The sequence below is a fragment of the Tengunoibacter tsumagoiensis genome (genome assembly GCF_003967535.1).
GTDB lineage: Bacteria > Chloroflexota > Ktedonobacteria > Ktedonobacterales > Ktedonobacteraceae > Tengunoibacter > Tengunoibacter tsumagoiensis.
The window spans coordinates 194,224-210,148 of record NZ_BIFR01000001.1; the positions used below are offsets into that span (position 1 = coordinate 194,224).

At 48.8% G+C, this 15,925-nt stretch carries 16 protein-coding genes; 7 read left to right on the top strand and 9 right to left on the bottom strand.

The window, feature by feature from the left end; genetic code table 11:
* Positions 1-297 precede the first annotated feature (297 nt).
* Positions 298-1,878: a DUF4129 domain-containing protein gene (locus EL628_RS00770; protein ID WP_161975179.1), complete on the top strand. Its 1,581-nt coding sequence runs from the start codon at positions 298-300 to the stop codon at positions 1,876-1,878.
* Between the two features lie 18 nt (positions 1,879-1,896).
* Here EL628_RS00770 and recF read toward each other — a convergent pair whose 3' ends face one another.
* Complete coding sequence (gene recF, locus EL628_RS00775) at positions 1,897-3,069, bottom strand: DNA replication/repair protein RecF (protein ID WP_161975180.1); 1,173 nt, start codon at positions 3,067-3,069, stop codon at positions 1,897-1,899.
* 111 nt (positions 3,070-3,180) lie between these two features.
* Complete coding sequence (gene dnaN, locus EL628_RS00780) at positions 3,181-4,320, bottom strand: DNA polymerase III subunit beta (RefSeq protein WP_161975181.1); 1,140 nt, start codon at positions 4,318-4,320, stop codon at positions 3,181-3,183.
* 1,383 nt (positions 4,321-5,703) lie between these two features.
* Here dnaN and EL628_RS00785 point away from each other — a divergent pair.
* Together EL628_RS00785 and plsX are read left to right on the top strand one after the other, a co-directional pair.
* On the top strand, positions 5,704-6,090 hold the full coding sequence (locus EL628_RS00785; RefSeq protein WP_126577909.1) for a response regulator: 387 nt from the start codon (positions 5,704-5,706) through the stop codon (positions 6,088-6,090).
* Positions 6,087-7,163, top strand: a complete 1,077-nt coding sequence (plsX, locus tag EL628_RS00790; protein WP_126577910.1) for a phosphate acyltransferase PlsX — start codon at positions 6,087-6,089, stop codon at positions 7,161-7,163. Before EL628_RS00785 ends, plsX begins: the two co-directional genes overlap by 4 nt.
* A 166-nt stretch (positions 7,164-7,329) precedes the next feature.
* On the opposite strand, the gene EL628_RS00795 is transcribed toward plsX, so the two are convergent.
* The gene (locus tag EL628_RS00795; protein ID WP_126577911.1) at positions 7,330-7,668 is read right to left on the bottom strand and encodes a general stress protein; all 339 of its coding nucleotides are present in this window, start codon (positions 7,666-7,668) and stop codon (positions 7,330-7,332) included.
* Positions 7,669-8,183: 515 nt separating this feature from the next.
* On the opposite strand from EL628_RS00795, the gene EL628_RS00800 reads away from it, so the two are divergent.
* Together EL628_RS00800 and EL628_RS00805 are read left to right on the top strand one after the other, a co-directional pair.
* The gene (locus EL628_RS00800; protein ID WP_126577912.1) at positions 8,184-8,543 is read left to right on the top strand and encodes a hypothetical protein; all 360 of its coding nucleotides are present in this window, start codon (positions 8,184-8,186) and stop codon (positions 8,541-8,543) included.
* An 80-nt stretch (positions 8,544-8,623) separates the two neighbouring features.
* Positions 8,624-8,818: a transposase gene (locus EL628_RS00805; protein WP_126577913.1), complete on the top strand. Its 195-nt coding sequence runs from the start codon at positions 8,624-8,626 to the stop codon at positions 8,816-8,818.
* A gap of 46 nt (positions 8,819-8,864) precedes the next feature.
* Here the strand turns inward: EL628_RS00805 and EL628_RS00810 are convergent, their stop codons facing one another.
* The 5 genes from EL628_RS00810 to EL628_RS00830 all read right to left on the bottom strand — a co-directional run bounded on the left by EL628_RS00810 (position 8,865) and on the right by EL628_RS00830 (position 13,669).
* Positions 8,865-10,190 carry a glycosyltransferase gene (locus tag EL628_RS00810; RefSeq protein ID WP_126577914.1) on the bottom strand — a complete coding sequence of 442 codons (1,326 nt, stop codon included), beginning with the start codon at positions 10,188-10,190 and terminating at the stop codon, positions 8,865-8,867.
* Between the two features lie 47 nt (positions 10,191-10,237).
* Positions 10,238-10,867 (bottom strand): 50S ribosomal protein L25, encoded by a 630-nt coding sequence (locus tag EL628_RS00815; RefSeq protein ID WP_126577915.1) that lies wholly within the window; start codon positions 10,865-10,867, stop codon positions 10,238-10,240.
* A 106-nt stretch (positions 10,868-10,973) separates the two neighbouring features.
* Positions 10,974-12,734 carry a DNA polymerase/3'-5' exonuclease PolX gene (polX, locus tag EL628_RS00820; protein WP_126577916.1) on the bottom strand — a complete coding sequence of 587 codons (1,761 nt, stop codon included), beginning with the start codon at positions 12,732-12,734 and terminating at the stop codon, positions 10,974-10,976.
* Between the two features lie 34 nt (positions 12,735-12,768).
* On the bottom strand, positions 12,769-13,233 hold the full coding sequence (locus EL628_RS00825) for a hypothetical protein (RefSeq protein ID WP_126577917.1): 465 nt from the start codon (positions 13,231-13,233) through the stop codon (positions 12,769-12,771).
* Between the two features lie 217 nt (positions 13,234-13,450).
* Positions 13,451-13,669, bottom strand: coding sequence for a hypothetical protein (locus EL628_RS00830; RefSeq protein ID WP_126577918.1), 219 nt, complete (start codon positions 13,667-13,669; stop codon positions 13,451-13,453).
* Between the two features lie 413 nt (positions 13,670-14,082).
* On the opposite strand from EL628_RS00830, the gene EL628_RS00835 reads away from it, so the two are divergent.
* Together EL628_RS00835 and EL628_RS00840 are read left to right on the top strand one after the other, a co-directional pair.
* Positions 14,083-14,694, top strand: coding sequence for a chromate transporter (locus EL628_RS00835; RefSeq protein ID WP_126577919.1), 612 nt, complete (start codon positions 14,083-14,085; stop codon positions 14,692-14,694).
* On the top strand, positions 14,691-15,203 hold the full coding sequence (locus tag EL628_RS00840; RefSeq protein WP_126577920.1) for a chromate transporter: 513 nt from the start codon (positions 14,691-14,693) through the stop codon (positions 15,201-15,203). The genes EL628_RS00835 and EL628_RS00840 overlap by 4 nt, the downstream gene beginning before the upstream one ends.
* Positions 15,204-15,278: 75 nt before the next feature.
* Here the strand turns inward: EL628_RS00840 and EL628_RS00845 are convergent, their stop codons facing one another.
* Entirely contained in the window at positions 15,279-15,773 is a 495-nt protein-coding gene (locus EL628_RS00845) for a DinB family protein (protein WP_126577921.1), read from the bottom strand.
* Between the last annotated feature and the right edge of the window lie 152 nt (positions 15,774-15,925).

Consider the following 15,925-nt stretch of genomic DNA (forward strand, 5'->3'; position numbering starts at 1 on the left):
TTAACTATAAGATGCGATCCTCCGGATTGGCAGAGGCTTCTCTAAACACGCAGGCTGATCAGTAGTCTCAATGGCATCAATTGTTGCAAAAAACACTCGAAACGTCCGGAACAGCACATAAAGCACTAACTTGACAAGAGGGCGTCACACCCCTACAATCAATAGTAATCTGGCAATAGTAACCCTGGTCAGACGCTACTATTCTGGCTGTAACAGGTAAAATGTGCTATTTTTGGGTCAATGGTACCCTTCTCAAACATAGCATTAGTCGCTCGCTCTGAGAAGAAGGAAGTTTGTATGAGCACAGCCCCCCTCCCTCCACCATCACCGGACGACGCTGAACTGGCTGAAGCGTGGCGTAAGACAAAGATTGTAGAAACGATACCTGTACAGAGTTGGGGAGAACAGATCCTTCCCGTTATCTTTTCCGCTATGGAGACCTGCTGGATCGGAGCACTCTTTATTGGCCTTGCTGAGCTCCATATTGCACAATTAGAGACTTCCCCTATGCCTCTCTGGGCACCTTTTCTCCTGCTCGTTTGTTCTGGCTGGCTACTCAATGACCTGGATCGCCGTTCCGCACACTCAACTCACACAAACCACACCACGATCACCTTCTTTCTTGGAATGGCTCTTCTAACGCTCTTCATTATCTGGAGCAGCATCTATGCCTCCATATACTGGCCGCTTGATCCGCGCTGGTTTGCTCAATTGCTCAGCGATAGCGTACATTCAAGTGGAAATTTCAGCCATGTCCTGGGGCTGATCTTTCTAGTGCTCTGCCTCACATGGCGTGGGATAGCCATCTGGCGTCATCCAATTGAGCCCCCTGCGGTTATGCGCATGCTCGGAATTGGATTGGGCGTCTTTCTTTTTGTCAGTATTATTGTGGGGCTGCTCCCAGATACTGTACGAGGGAGCAACTTTGAGCTTCTATCTCTCATCTTCCCTTTTGTCATCTTTACGCTTTTTAGTCATAGTCTGGCCAATGCCTCCCTCAAGCGCCGCCAATATCCTGATGGGATTCATGGAGGGGCCGCAGCGCAGGAGCGCTCGCTGCTTACCATTATTGGTGGTATCTGTGCAATTCTGATCCCGATAGCCGTCATAGTTGGTTTTTTTGCCAATCCAGCCTTTCTGGCGCAGGCGTTGACCCCCATTGGAACTGCCTACGATTGGCTCTTAAATATCATTGGCATTGTGGTAATGTGGGTACTCCAGTTTATTCCTATCTCTAAGAGGCAAGATCAATCAGGAACGAAAGGAAATCTTCCTTCTGCCACTGACCGATTGAGGCAGCCGCAATCAGTTCAGCAATCAGTTCAGCATCCAGCAGATCCGACATTGCAGAGCTTTTTGCATTTTTTTCCAGAGCTAATACTCATTATCTTCATTATTGGTTGTATGTTCGTGCTCTGGTTTATCATTAAACGCCGCCGTAACATCCCGGGCAATGTCAACAAGCTTGAGATTCATGAGAGCCTCTGGTCCTGGCGGCTCTTCTGGACACAGCTAAAAGCCTTTATACAGGCCCTCTGGCGCTTCTTCTTCCGTAAAAAAGCTGCCCGAGGCAAGGTTGAGGCTGAAGTTGAAGGTGGGACAATGATGGAGAGTGAGCCACGAGCCCGTACGGTGCGCGAGATCTATCGTGCGCTCCTCACATGGGCCAGCAAAAATGGGGTCAGGCGCAGAGAAAATGAGACGCCCTATGAGTTTAAGGTGCGTTTACATCACTATATCGCTCATGCTGAGCCAGAGTTACGTGTAGTAACCGATGCTTATACGCAGACCCGCTATGGAGAGATCGTTCCAACAGAGTCTGAAGTGGAGCAGATTCGCAGCCAATGGCAGATCTTACAGCAGAAGACACGTTCTTAGCCACTCGAGCTGGAGCACCTATCTATCGGCTGTGATATCTCCGTTGCGGACCTGATAGATATGTGCCTGCTCAACGATAGAAGAGGGGAAGCCTGTAAGGTCGGTAGCTGTCAATAATACCTGCTGATGTTTTGCCACCTGACAGAGCAGATACTCGCGCCGAAAATGATCAAGTTCGCTGAAGACATCGTCAAGGAGGAGAATCGGCTCATCCCCTGTGCTCTTGCGCATATATCCAAGTTCGGCCAGCTTTGCTGCCAGCGCTGCTGTTCGCTGCTGTCCCCGAGACCCGTACGTTAGCATATTGACGCCATTAACAATAAATTCGAGATCATCCCGATGAGGCCCCAGAGAGCAGACCCCCTGTTGAATCTCTTTTCGCCTGACCTCGCGCAGTTGGCGCAGATACTGCGGCTGAAGCTCGCTTAACCCCCAGCTTTCATCCAATTTCAAGGAAGGTCGATAGGCGATCTGTAGCTGCTCGCGACCACCACTAATCGATTGCTGAAATCCATTGGCCGCTTCGTTTAAAGCTTGGAGCATCCGTTGACGTTCATAGGTAATGAGCTGCGCCAGGAGAGTCAACTGCTCATCAAGGTAATCCAGCATTCCAGGGCTCTCCTGGTTTTCACGCACCTGCTTTAAAAGCGCAGAGCGCTGCGTTACCACCTTACGGTATTTCACAAGAGCCTGACTATAGCGGGGATAAAGCTGGCAGAGCGCCTGGTCCAGAAAGCGACGTCGCTCCTCAGGTGAGCCATCCACGAGATGGAGATCAGTTGGAGCGAACAACACGACCTTAACCTGTCCAATCACATCCATGGTACGGCGCGGCACTCCATTGACTTTGTAGCGCTTACGAGGCATATTGGTGGGCAAAGTCACGCTAGAGACGGCCTCAAATTGGGGGGGAGTTGGATCAGCGACAGCAATCTCGATCCGTACTTCATCCTGATTCCGTTGCACCAGCCCATTCAAGTGAGCGATATGCTCCGGAGCCAACCAGCCCACTACCTCACGATCATTGGAGGCATGAAATGAGGTCGCCGTTGCAAGCATGCCAACGGCCTCTAGCAGATTTGTCTTGCCCTGAGCATTCTCTCCATGAAACAAAAACAGTCCCGAGCCCAGAGGCAAGGTCAACTGCTTGTAGTTACGAAAGTTGCTCAATGTAAGCTGTGAGAGATACATGCATCCATCCGTGAGAAGTGTGATAAAAGACGAAGCACAGCCATAATTCACGCTGAAAACAACGAAGATGAGAGGGCAGAAATACGCTCCTGCCCCCTTCATAGAAAAATGTTAGCGGTTGCTGCTCATAGGCATGATGACATAGGTATACTCGGTGGCGCTCACTGGTTTCAACACACCAGGGCGCGCAGCTGTGATCAGCTCTAAAGCGACCTCAGGGGTATCCATAACGCTCAAAATATCGGTAAGATATTTGACGTTGAAAATGATCTGTTGCTCAGGACCATCAACGGCTGCATTGATGGTTGTTACATTACTACCAACATCCTCGGCTGTGGCCTCAATCGTCAGTAAACCAGGCTCCTGACCATCTGCACCACCGCCCGAGATCTTGATGCGAGCAATATTAGAGCTATCACGAGCAAAGGGCGTCACCGTCTTCACAGCAGCGGCAAACTCTTTTGTCTCAACGACAGCGCGGGTCGTGTATTCTTTTGGAATCGCCGCACGAATATTGGGGAAGCTCCCCTCAATCAGGCGCGAGACCAGATCAACCTGATCGGTATGGAAGAGCACCTGGCTGCGGTTTGGTGTGACAACCATCTGGACTGGACCCTCTGAAGGAAGAATGCGGGCCAGTTCTGCCAGTGTGCGGGCAGGAATCAAAATAGAGCTATGGGAATCGCTATGACCAGGCAGAGGAGCAACCCGCAGAGCCAGACGGAACGAGTCGGCGGCGGCAAATGAGACCTTCTCATTCGCAACTTCGACCAGGATGCCTGTTAACACAGGGCGAGAATCCTCATCAGCAGCAGCGAATACGACATGGGCAATCATCTCTTTGAGCTGACCAGCCTCAAGAATGATCGGAGCTTCGTCACCTTCCGCACTGGGAATCAGTGGAAACTCAGATGCATCCATCCCTTTGATATTCGCGTTACTCCGCTCGCTCTTCACATTGATTGTCGTGGAATCCTCAGGAATGGTAAGACCAACCTGGCCTTGCGTGAGACTATTAACCAGATCGGAGAACGTCTTCGCTGGCACCGTCGTCGTCCCCTCTTCCTGCACATCAGCCTCAATCCAGCAATTAATACCAATCTCTAAATTTGTGGCTGAGAGCTTCAGGCGCCCCTGATCTGTTGTCATTAAAATATTGGCCAGAATTGGCAATGTACTGCGGCTTGAGACCGCGTGGCTAACGACCGACAGCCCACGACTCAGGTCCTGCTGCTTACATGTGAGTTTCACAGACAAATTCCTCCAGACACATCCATCAGGTTCAACGATCTTGTAAACGTATCAATAACGAAAACTTTGCTCAACATGAGCCTCTACTTTCGTAGGTACTGTGTGCCTCGACAATGGTGCAGATGATGTATCGCTTCACGCACCGGGCTAACCCTGTAGCCCTGTTTAACGAGAACGGGTAGAGCAGATAGCTGACAAAGCACCTCCTGGTACCTTATGTCATCTGCAACAAAGCTCGTTTGCGAGCTAAATCTGGTCAGGTGTAAGCTTGCCTCAACCGCAAGCCCCCGCATGAATGCATGGGGTTCCTGACAATGCATATAGAACTAATATCTAGTGTAGTATAGCGCAGTCGGACCCCCATTGTAAACGGGCATTCTATGCTCAATCCGAAAGCTCAGCAAGAAGACAGTCAACCTTCCCTACTTGTTTTGTCATATCAAGAACCATTACAAATATAAAATGCTTTCAAGTAGGGAAAGTTGCTTGTCTCTTTCCTCTGCTCCCACTCCGCTCTGTGAGCCCCTCCATGGCTCAATGAGAACCTGGAAATTGGGAAACGATGCTATGGGGGGGCTACCATTGTGGAGCTTCACGATGGCGGAAGGAGACAAGCGACCTTCCATACTACTTTTGCTGTCTCACACATGAAAGCACATATCATACAATGTAAAGTAGGGAAAGTCGCTTGTCTCTTTCCTCTGCTCCCACTCCGCTCTGGGAGCCCCTCCATCGCTTAATGAGAACCTGGAAATTGGGAACAGAGGCTATGGTGGGGCTACCATGGTGGAGCTTCACGATGGCGGAAGGAGACAAGCTACCTTCCCTACTTGTATTCTTATCTCAGAAATAAAATATACTATTAAACATAACTTGCACTTTTAAGTAGGGAAAGTCGCTTGTCTCTTTCCTCTGCTCCCACTCCGCTGTGTAAACCCCTCCATGGCTCAATGGGAACCTGGAAATTGGGAAACGATGCTATGGGGGGGCTACCATTGTGGAGCTTCACGATGGCGGAAGGAGACAAGCAACCTTCCCTACTACTTTTGCTGTCTCACACATGAAAACACATATCATACAATGTAAAGTAGGGAAAGTCGCTTGTCTCTTTCCTCTGCTCCCACTCCACAATGTGAGCCCCTCCATGGCTTAATGGGAACATGAACTATGGAGGAGGGGCTGACATCCAGGGAGCTTTGCATGATTTTATCTAGCGGACATTAGTGTTATAATAAGGTATGTTTGAACAGGCGCACAGCAAACGTATTCTATGATCCTTACTGTCTTGCGACAATCTTCTAGCCGCCTTTAACTTCTACATACGTCATGCCAGCGAACCTGTTTCTACCGTGTTGTTTTTGAGATGAGGGGGATGATGCTTCTATGGCAAAAAAGATTCTAATCATGGACGATGATCCAACGATTGCCGATCTCTTGACCGAAGCCCTGGCCGACGAAGGTTATGAGACCCATATGACAACTCAGAGCCTGCGCTTCTACGATGCCGTTCGCGAACATCAGCCAGATCTCATTCTGCTTGATCTGATGATGCCATATCTTGATGGGCGTGATGAGTTAAAACTAATGACAATGGGCGTCGATCGCCAGATCCCCGTGATTGTCGTTACGGCCTACCTGGGCGCGGTCAACGAAGAGAAAGAGTTCCGCGAAGCAGGGGTCGTCCACATCGTCTATAAACCTTTTGACCTTGATAAGCTCGTAGAGCTTGTGAAGAAAACTATTGGAGAACCTGGGGGAACAAACGCATGAGTGCTTCCGTTACTGCACCTGTTCGCGTAGCCTTGGATGTGATGGGCGGCGATAACGCGCCTGCCGAAACAGTCTCAGGTGCAGTGCAAGCTGCGCGTGAATATGGCATGGGGGTGTATCTGGTTGGACGGGAAGAGGTTATTCGCGCTGAATTAGCTAAACACGATACAACTGGCCTCGATCTTCCAATCATCCATACAGACGAAGTTATTGAGATGGATGAACATCCTGCCAATGCTGTTCGACGCAAAAAAAACGCTTCGATGATCCTGGCTTTACAGCAGGTACGCGATGGTGCAGCACTGGGAGCAGTCTCCGCTGGCAATAGTGGCGCTATGATGGCAGCCTCCCTATTTACATTAAAGCGCATTCCTGGCGTTGATCGGCCCGCATTGGGCGGCATTTTTCCAACGAAAGAGGGAGCCTGCCTGGTCATCGATATGGGAGCAAATACCGATTGTAAACCTGAATATTTGCAACAGTTTGCTCTGATGGGCTCTATCTACATGGAGCGCATTTTTAAGATCTCATCCCCACGCATCGGTCTGCTCGCCAATGGAGAAGAGGAGAGCAAGGGCAATCAGCAGGTAATTGATGCCCATCACTTGCTCAAGGCCAGCGCCGGGACCCTGGGCCTCAATTTTGTCGGCAATGTCGAGGGCCGCGATATCCCTACTGGTGAGGTCAATGTCGTGGTCTGTGATGGCTTTGTGGGGAATGTGGTCCTTAAATTGAGCGAAGGGCTGGCTGAGACACTGCTCGGTCTGATCCGTGAACAGATGACCAGCACCTTTGTCAATAAACTGGCCGCAGCTGTCCTCAGACCGAGCCTGCGTAAGGTCTTCAAACGTCTGGATTATGCCGAATATGGCGGTGTCCCTCTGCTGGGTGTCAATGGCTCTGCCATCATCTCACATGGCCGCTCAAATGCTAAGGCCATCAAAAATGCCCTGCGCGTAGCACGTCAGACGGCAGAGACTGGAGTTGCTGGAGCGATTGCTGAGGGGCTCTCTAAGCTCAATTCACCAGAAGAGGTTGAGAAGCAGCAACAGGCTCAAAGCCACTCAAATTAAGGCACATCCTGTTCGTCCTCAACAACCTTATATAATTCCGCGGCCACCAGAATGGTGGCCACGGCCCTTTACAATGACAAATTACTACATGCCAATGAACTGTTCATGAATAGGCCGCTCAGATATTCGGGCATGCGACATGCGAATAACGGGTGCCAGGAATGCATTATGAGAGGTTCTTTTTCTGGCGTTTGGCGGCTCCACCCATCTTCCCAATCCGACTGTAGAAATCCGGGTCCTGTCGCGACTTGGTCGTATTTCCACCCTTTTTCCCCATCTCTGAAAAATGACCTGGCCCGTATTTATCGACGTTGGCACGCCCACCCTTCTGAGCAATGGTACGATAATACTCGCTACCACGCTTCTCTTTAAGGGTGGTTCCTCCCTTTTTTCCGATGCGACGATAATAGTCTTCTCCGTATTTATCGCGAACCGTACTCCCCCCCTTACGACCAGCATCTGCTGTGGACATCTGTACGGGTTTCTCTTCATCTTCAGGCAACATAACTAACCCCTTTCCCCGATCTACTACCCAGTCTACACGCAGGAGCTTGCAATAGACACCACTCCCACTCCTACATCATCTATACATCTACACGTGGAAATAATATATTCTCTCCAAAAAGATGCATCTCCATATGGCTAAAGCTGCGCTTACAGTATACTGAACTTGTTTATAATTTGTCAATGCATGATTTTAGATATTTTTTATTCGTTCTTAATTTTCATGGCATATTCAAATAAAAATCAGAACTCCTCTGAAAATAAAGGTTTCATGAAAGTCTACTAAGATATCTGGCAAACTATATAATGGCCTAAAAACAGATCTCCTTTGCATTAATAATGAAGAAATGAGCAAACCTATTTTTTGTAGAAGATAAGCAAATTTTCTCTTAGGCTTCTTCCCATCTCCACGATATTGTACAATAGTAAAATTGTAAGAATAGCGGGACATGTACTACAGTGTTTGGTTCGCAGGTAATCCTAGAAAAGAGATAAAACAGAAAGGGCTGTAATAAAGTGAATACTGAAGAAAATATCGATAAAAATAAACACATGAGGCGTTCTCTCCGTGGGCTTTATATTATAATAGCTTCTGGAGTGGGAATATTTTTAGTTCTATTAAATGTTATTTCTCGTGGTGGCTGGTTCATTCTCTTAAGTGCTTTTATCATTGTTATTTTGCTTCTTAACATATTATATATTATTATTAATATATTTTCTTTATTAATTCTCAAACAGCCTGAAACAGTTGTTTTAGATGAAAAAAAGCTTGAAGAAAGGCTAAAATTAAAAAGACAAGAGGAAGAAAAAAGAGGGGAGGGAGAGGGTATGCATATTCGTTTTGGTCATACTAAGAACAGTCTGACGGAACATTAATCACGAGAAACACCAGGTGACGCTCCAGTTTCAGCAAGAAAAGCAGATCATACGCGAATTTCTTAAAATGGAGTTAGGCAATGCGCGTTAAAGATAAACCAGGGCGCGTCAAACAGCATCCTACCTGCAATTTGCTGGATCGCTTCTCTCAGCAGAGGCAGGCAGTGCTGCGGCCTCTGTACAACTTTACCGTACCGTTTGCCAATAACCAGACTGAGCGTAATCTGCACCTTGATCATGCGCAGATTACGCTCAGTCTGGTTGCTTCCGCGTAAAAAAGTAGCCAGCAACACGCTGATCAAGTTTCGGGTCACCGGTGCGCTAGAGATCAAAATAGCTAGGATCGGGCTGATCAAGCTTCAGGTCACCGGTGCGCTGCATACGCCTCTGGCGCGTCGTTCGCGTGGTCGAGATCTGTTCTGCCCTGGGTTTATAGCCTTGCTGCCGATTCTTCATACGCTGTCTAAGATGGCGCTCGCGTGTATCTTTAAATTCAAATGAGAGGCGGTGATAGAGAATCTCCCATTCATCCAGAACTTTGACGCGATCATGGTGGGAGATGATACGCAAGCTCTCAGAGCCCATATGTGCTCGTAACTGGGCATCGCCTAAGATAATATCAATATCATGCGCCAATTCATCGCTATCACCTGGTTGGAACAAGAACCCATTCTCGCCGTTATGAACCAATTCTGGAAGCGCATAGGCATTGGCTGCAATCACAGGCAATCCACATGCCATTGCTTCCATTGTCGCCAGGCTTTGAAGGTCTGCCTCCGAAGGGATCACAAACAGGTCGGCAGAACGACGAAGAGCCAGAAGATCAGCGTCACGCACAAAGCCAAGGAAGCTGACACGGTCCCCAATCTGTAACTGCTCTACCTGTTCTCGCAGTTCAGCTTCAGCCGGACCAGAGCTTACCAGAGCGACATGTGCGTTGCTCTTCAACTTCACCATCGCATCTAATAATACATCAATGCGTTTCTCTTCGCTCAGGCGATTCACATGCAGAATTAAAGGACGATCCTCAGGCAGGCCAAAACGCCTCAATACCTCTGGATCACGAGGACCCGGCGAGTAGGTTTTCAGGTCAACTCCATTAGAGATTGGAGCAGCAGGAGCCCGTAAACCATGCTCATATAATAAATTTAAGGCCGTCTGAGTGGGCGCTGTCACATATTCACAGCGATTACAAAAGGAGATTAAATAGGAGTAGGTGATGTTATTAAAATGCTTGCCAAGGAATGGGTCCGAGCCCAAAGAACGGCTCAGATTTATCGGGAGATAGTGATTTGTGGCAATAACAGGCTTTCTTAAACCACCAGCAAGCAACTGAGCAATATTTCCCAGAACAATGGGAGAATGAATATGAATAATATCGGGATCGCTGCGCTTAATCAGGTTACGCACAGGCATAAAGGGCAGAAAAGGGATGCGCAGGTCTTTGTAGGTAGGCCACTCAAAGGAAGAGAAGCGATAGACGCGCACATTCTGCTCTATGCGACGAACGTCGCGAGCACCATAGCTGGGCGCAACGACCCAGACTTGATGCCCACGTTCAGCAAAATCAACCGCCAGACCGTGCGTGACGCTGGGAACGCCTCCAACCATCGGAGGATACTGGTCAGTGACAATCATTATACGCATGTCTACCGCTCACTTCTCTTCTTCCGAACCGTGTTCAGGCTAGCAGGCTACTCTCCAGTAGGAGCAGCAGAAGTCTCTGCCGGGGCAGCTGCCTCCGCCTCTTCCTCTCGGGTTGGGATCACTGTCGGAGGAGTTACCTTGACCACAGGTTCGTCAGGATCTGCTACTAATTTGTAGTTAGCTGGCAATGGAATATCACGAGCATAAAGGGTCGAATCGATCTCGTTTAAGACCGCAATATCCACATCCAGGCTTTCAACAATATCTGACGCTGTACATTCGACTGGAAGAGCCTCTAAAAGAGGAAGCAGAACGCCACCCTCGTTTTTCACTCCCAATGCCGTACCAACAAAGTTCAATGGGATGTTCGCCGTAATACGCTCTCCCAACGCCACACGCGTAAAGTCAACATGCAAGATATGACCCGTTGGGGCATGCTGTACATGACGGATCAGAGCCGTCTCTTCTTGCCCCTCGGGAAGATGCAAAGTCACAATATTACGTGAGCTATGGGAACGTTTCAAACGATCAAAGGCCACCGCATCGATTTGCAGCGCTTGCGGCGTTTCTTTGTGTCCATAGATGTTTGCAGGGATGAGCCCCTTTCTCCGTAACTGCTTGTTGGCTTTCCCGACAGCTGTGCGTGGAGCTACATCCAATACAATTTTATCTGCCATAGTACAGTATACCTCTTTCTCGTTTGATAGAGCCACTCCGACTCCAGAAGTCTGGGGTCCATGCTCTTAAAGATCAAGACCCCTGGAGGATTGTTCCTTGTGAGTACTATCCCCTATTTCTTTGTACGTGAAAGAAGGCCAATAACGCTTCAGTTTCTAGCGTGTTGAGCACATCATTGGCCCGCAACCATCCCTTACGCGCAGCCCCTATACCATAACGTATAACGTCGATTCCCGCAAGCGAGTGAGCATCAGGGCCGATTGGGACTTTGATCCCTTTGTCACGAGCTTTACGGACCAGATGCCAATCAAGATCCAGGCGCGAAGGATGGGCATTGATCTCGATGCAGACGCCATGGCGAGCCGCGGCTTCGATAACAGCCTCCATGTCGAGCTGATATCCCTCCCGACTTAAAAGAATGCGTCCCGTGGGATGTCCTATTATAGAAACGTATGGATTGGCAATAGCGCGTACCATGCGTTCAGTCTGTTCTTGTGGCGACAGTTGAAAATTACTATGAATAGATGCGACGACAAAGTCAAGTTTAGCCAGGATATGATCAGGAAAATCAAGGGTGCCATCGCGGAGAATATCGCATTCCGTCCCTTTGAGGATGCGAAAACGTCCTGCAAACTCTTCGTTTAAACGATCAATCTCTTCTCCCTGCTTCATCAGATCGTCTTCCGAGAGTCCGCCAGCATAAGCGGCAGCTTTGCTATGGTCGGTCAGGCCCAGATAGGAATAGCCACGCTCGATACAGGCCTCTGCCATCTCGCGAATGCTATTATGACCATCGCTCCATGTGGAGTGGGCATGCAAAACGCCACGAATATCTTTCTCTTCTACAAGCGTGGGAAGCGTATGCTGAGCCGCAGCTTCGATCTCGCCCATATCCTCGCGCAGTTCGGGCTCCACATACTCCATACCCAGAGCTGCATAAATATCGGCCTCGGTCTGACAGGGGACGAGCTCCTCCTGCTCGCCATTGATTTTGAAGAGTCCATAGTCATTAATGGTCATGTTCATGCTCTGCGCACGACGACGCAGTGGAATATGATGCTCACGTGAACCCGTAAAATGATGCAATGTATAGGGAAATTGGCGATCGGCCACGACGCGCAGGTCCATTGCAATGCCGCTCCCCAGAATAACGCTCGATTTTGTCTCGCCTTTTCCTGTAATCGCTTTGACTGTGGGCTGTGTGGTAAAGAACTCCATGATCTTACGCCGAGCTTCTGGTCCAGCATCATCGGCTACGCTCACAACCATATCTATATCTTTGACGGTCTCTCGGCGACGACGCAAGCTGCCAGCCACCTGATGGCGCACAATCTCAGGGAGCGTTGCCAGGGCCTCGTGAATTCTGGCCGCTTCTTCTTCAGCTACAGGATAAAGAAAACGATCGGCATGTTCACTTAAAAAAGCAATTCCTTGCAGGATCTTGTCCTGCGTCTTTTTGCCAAATCCAGGCAGGACCGCCACACGATTCTCTTTGCAGGCCTGCTCCAATTCGGCCAGACTGGTGACCTTTACCTGCTCATAAATAGTGTTGATACGCTTGGGGCCCAGCCCGGGAATGCGCAGCATATCAAGCTTTACGGCAGGTGTATTCGCTACCAGTTCATCATAGAAAGCTATATGATCGGTCTCAACGGCCTCCTCAATGCGCTTGATAATAGTTGGACCCAGTCCAGGCGTGCCCTTGAGCTTTCCTTCTTTCACGAGTTGCTTGATATCTCCATCCAGGCTGTTGAGCGCACGAGCCCCATTCTCGTAAGCACGCAACTCAAAGACGCTGCTCCCCTCTTTAAGTGCGAGCAACTCCCCAATCCCTTCCAATAATTGCACGATCTGATTTTTATCCATCAAAACGATCTACCTCATACATTCTCTTCAACTGTTAGACAGTAAGATCAAAAAATTCAGGAGGTTGCGCTATCACTTCAAAAGGATGGCGCCCCTTGAGATCACGGTTCAGGTAGCGCTTACAGTCAAAATGCACCAGTAACCAGCAGTAGAGCTCTGTAGAAACAAACACAGCGTCCCATGGCTTCTCTTCTCCCATATCAAGTAAGCGATTGCACACAAAGCAGCGTCCCATGCCAGCCTCGACGGCCTTCTCAAACCAGGTCGAGATAAACTGATGCATATCGTCAAGATTCATCATCTCGAGTGCTTCTTCGGGGTAGCCAAACAGGACGGGATCGGGGCACTCGCGAAAATCGCTACTGGCACGACTGAGTGCAATCAGTGGTGCCTTGATGGTGATTTTGACTTCGTCCTCCTCAGGTTCATCGCTCTCCATCACTACAGAAGTCAGCACCAGGCCTTCCCGCGCAAACCAGGCTAATAATTCATTTCGCATACCTTATTTTAGCAGATATTAGGACAAAAGCCCTAATCGCAAACTACTTTAATGCCTCTGGCAAATGAGGTTATTCACATCGAAGCTGAAAACATTCTCTGGAAGATAAGGAGAGAGGAAGCGATGATCACTCCATCCTGCTGCCATAGAAGCAATGGGGTAATCATCAGGGGTTTTATACAGATAGCGGAAAACTCATACGGTACCTTACAGACCTCTACACAGCACGCTTGAAAAATAAGTCCGAATTTTGACAATTGCTGGTATCAGTGCTTCCCGTCAATTCCCAGCCCTCTTCGACCAGGTTATCGATCAGGATATGTAAGCCTGGAATGGGAAGGCTTTGCAGATTCTTACCATCAACTGCCTGAACTGTTCGCTCGTTCTCGCCTTCACAAACGGTAACGACCATGTATTCCCATTTTTGCATGCTCATAAGGCTCCTTCCAGTGTGCTGGGATTATCTTGCGGAGTGCAACAAAAAAATCCCGCTCAAGCTCTCTTTCTTTCTGTGTCTGACGATTCAGGTCATTCCATGAGAAAGGAAAGCTTGTTTTACTCAACAAGGTGGAAGAAAAAGCTAGAAGCGTGCTATTGTTGACGCTTGCCCTAAATCCAAAATGATTTATGATGATACACTATGCGACAACGCACTTCATCACTCTTTGTCTACGTTCTACATGGCCTTTTTTGGGGGACTATTCTCTTCTGTCATTATTAATGACGTCAATACAACTGAGATGTCAATTTACGACCGATCGAAGGCAGATCAGTTGTCACAGGCTGAACAAATAAGATATAAAGAAGGGGTCTATTGTCCTCTTTTTATTGACACAAAGGCTTTTCATTATGCAGACGGCACAAACACCTCAACTAAGCGCCTGGCAACTGTTCCGCATCTGGTCTGGCATTGGTCTTCAATCCTTTGGTGGCGGAGCCTCAACCTCGTATTTAATTCAACGCGAATTTTCAGTCAAGCGCACTTGTATAACGATGGAAGAATATCTTCATCTGTGGAATTTATGTATGTTTGCTCCAGGCATTAATCTTATCGCTCTGACAATCCTTATTGGCAAAAAGCTGGGCGGGTTCTGGGGTATGCTGCTCTCACTCCTGGGAATGCTTCTGCCCAGTTCGATTATTACTTGCCTGATTGCAGCTCTTTTTACGCAGGTTCGCGATCTGCATGCCACTCAATCTATATTGAAGGGGATCATTCCAGCTACCGGGGGGATTATGCTCCTGGTCGGGCTACGCTTTAGTCTGCCACAATACAAACGTGCCAGACTGGAAGGTGGCCTGAGTCTCTTCTTTAGTCTGCTTCTCGTTCTGGTGTGTGCTGTGGCTCTGATTGTGGTGCAATTACCAGTCTTTATCGTTCTGCCTTCGGCGGGTCTCGCTGGCATTGTGCTCTTTACCAATCGCCACAACATCTTGCCTATCGAAGGGGGCAAACAATGATTGATCCTCTTCTCTATTTCCTTCTCTTCTTGAAGGCTTCTCTTCTCTCTTCGGGAGGCTTTAGTAATCTTCCCAGTTTACGGCAGGATCTGTTGGGGCTGCACTGGGCTAAAAATGCTGACTTTAGTCAATCGATAGCGATTGGACAGATCAGTCCAGGGCCCAATGGACTCTGGGTTATCAGTCTTGGCTATCTTACCTATGGCTGGGCTGGCGCACTGCTGGCCTTAATTGCGCTCACTATCCCGACGTTTTTTGTGCTGATCGTTGAGCGAGCGTATACGAGCATCGAGAAGCAGCGCTGGGTCCCTGGTCTGATGCGTGGCATCTCCCTGGCCGTGATTGCACTCACACTTACGGTTGTCTGGTCTCTCCTGAGCAATACTGGTGCAGATTGGAAGGCCTGGCTGATTATCGTTGGAGCAATTGCTCTTGCCGCAAGCCAGCGCATCAATCTCTTGATCATTCTCGGTATCGCTGGCCTGGCCGGATATGTGCTGTACCGATAGGGCACGATTATTATTGTCCGGACTGGAAATGAAAGCGAGTCCATCTCCAGACCGGACATATTGGTTGTTCTCTAGCTAGAGATCGATCGCAGTCAGACCATGCATACCAAGCGAGAATGAGAGTTCTCCACCATGGTGCAGATCATGTTCGAGCAGATGCCAGATTACCCACTGGCGCGTGAAGACCTCTTCCTCACCAGTCTCTTCATCTACATCGCGCACCATCTCTTCTAAATCGGCAAGAGTCCAACGCTGTAAGGCCTCTTCAATCACTTTCCAGGTGATTTCAAGTCCACTTACCAGTTCCGCAGGAAACCTGGCGGGTTGGTCGGCGCGATCCCACCGACCAATTGCGACGAGCTGCTCATCGCCCTCCTTCAAAACATAATAGAGCCATCGGGCACGCACCGCAACAATATGAGTCGCTATCATGCCAATGGAACGCAGGTCATCCCCCACACGGAAGGTCAGTTGCTCAGGTGAAAGTGGAGTAAGGGCGTGAATGAGATGGTTCTGGTAGACATCCCAGCCCTTGTACAAAGGTGCAAGCCCAGAAGGATGGTCGATCATGGATGTTTTTCCTCACTTTTTCTTTTTTCGCAAACCAATGAAAGATTGAGGGCACACACTGCCCGGTTGAACAAAGGATTTTATCCATATCTTTCCCTCCTTTCTCTGCTACAAGACGCCAGTTATATGATGAGTATATCATAGAGTCTGCC

Coding starts and splice junctions, on each gene's coding strand:
- EL628_RS00770 (WP_161975179.1), top strand. CDS start 298: ATGAGCACAGCCCCCCTCCCTCCACCATCACCGGACGACGCTGAACTG.
- recF (WP_161975180.1), bottom strand. CDS start 3,069: ATGTATCTCTCACAGCTTACATTGAGCAACTTTCGTAACTACAAGCAG.
- EL628_RS00785 (WP_126577909.1), top strand. CDS start 5,704: ATGGCAAAAAAGATTCTAATCATGGACGATGATCCAACGATTGCCGAT.
- plsX (WP_126577910.1), top strand. CDS start 6,087: ATGAGTGCTTCCGTTACTGCACCTGTTCGCGTAGCCTTGGATGTGATG.
- EL628_RS00795 (WP_126577911.1), bottom strand. CDS start 7,668: ATGTTGCCTGAAGATGAAGAGAAACCCGTACAGATGTCCACAGCAGAT.
- EL628_RS00805 (WP_126577913.1), top strand. CDS start 8,624: ATGCGCGTTAAAGATAAACCAGGGCGCGTCAAACAGCATCCTACCTGC.
- EL628_RS00810 (WP_126577914.1), bottom strand. CDS start 10,190: ATGCGTATAATGATTGTCACTGACCAGTATCCTCCGATGGTTGGAGGC.
- EL628_RS00815 (WP_126577915.1), bottom strand. CDS start 10,867: ATGGCAGATAAAATTGTATTGGATGTAGCTCCACGCACAGCTGTCGGG.
- polX (WP_126577916.1), bottom strand. CDS start 12,734: ATGGATAAAAATCAGATCGTGCAATTATTGGAAGGGATTGGGGAGTTG.
- EL628_RS00825 (WP_126577917.1), bottom strand. CDS start 13,233: ATGCGAAATGAATTATTAGCCTGGTTTGCGCGGGAAGGCCTGGTGCTG.
- EL628_RS00830 (WP_126577918.1), bottom strand. CDS start 13,669: ATGAGCATGCAAAAATGGGAATACATGGTCGTTACCGTTTGTGAAGGC.
- EL628_RS00835 (WP_126577919.1), top strand. CDS start 14,083: ATGCAGACGGCACAAACACCTCAACTAAGCGCCTGGCAACTGTTCCGC.
- EL628_RS00840 (WP_126577920.1), top strand. CDS start 14,691: ATGATTGATCCTCTTCTCTATTTCCTTCTCTTCTTGAAGGCTTCTCTT.
- EL628_RS00845 (WP_126577921.1), bottom strand. CDS start 15,773: ATGATCGACCATCCTTCTGGGCTTGCACCTTTGTACAAGGGCTGGGAT.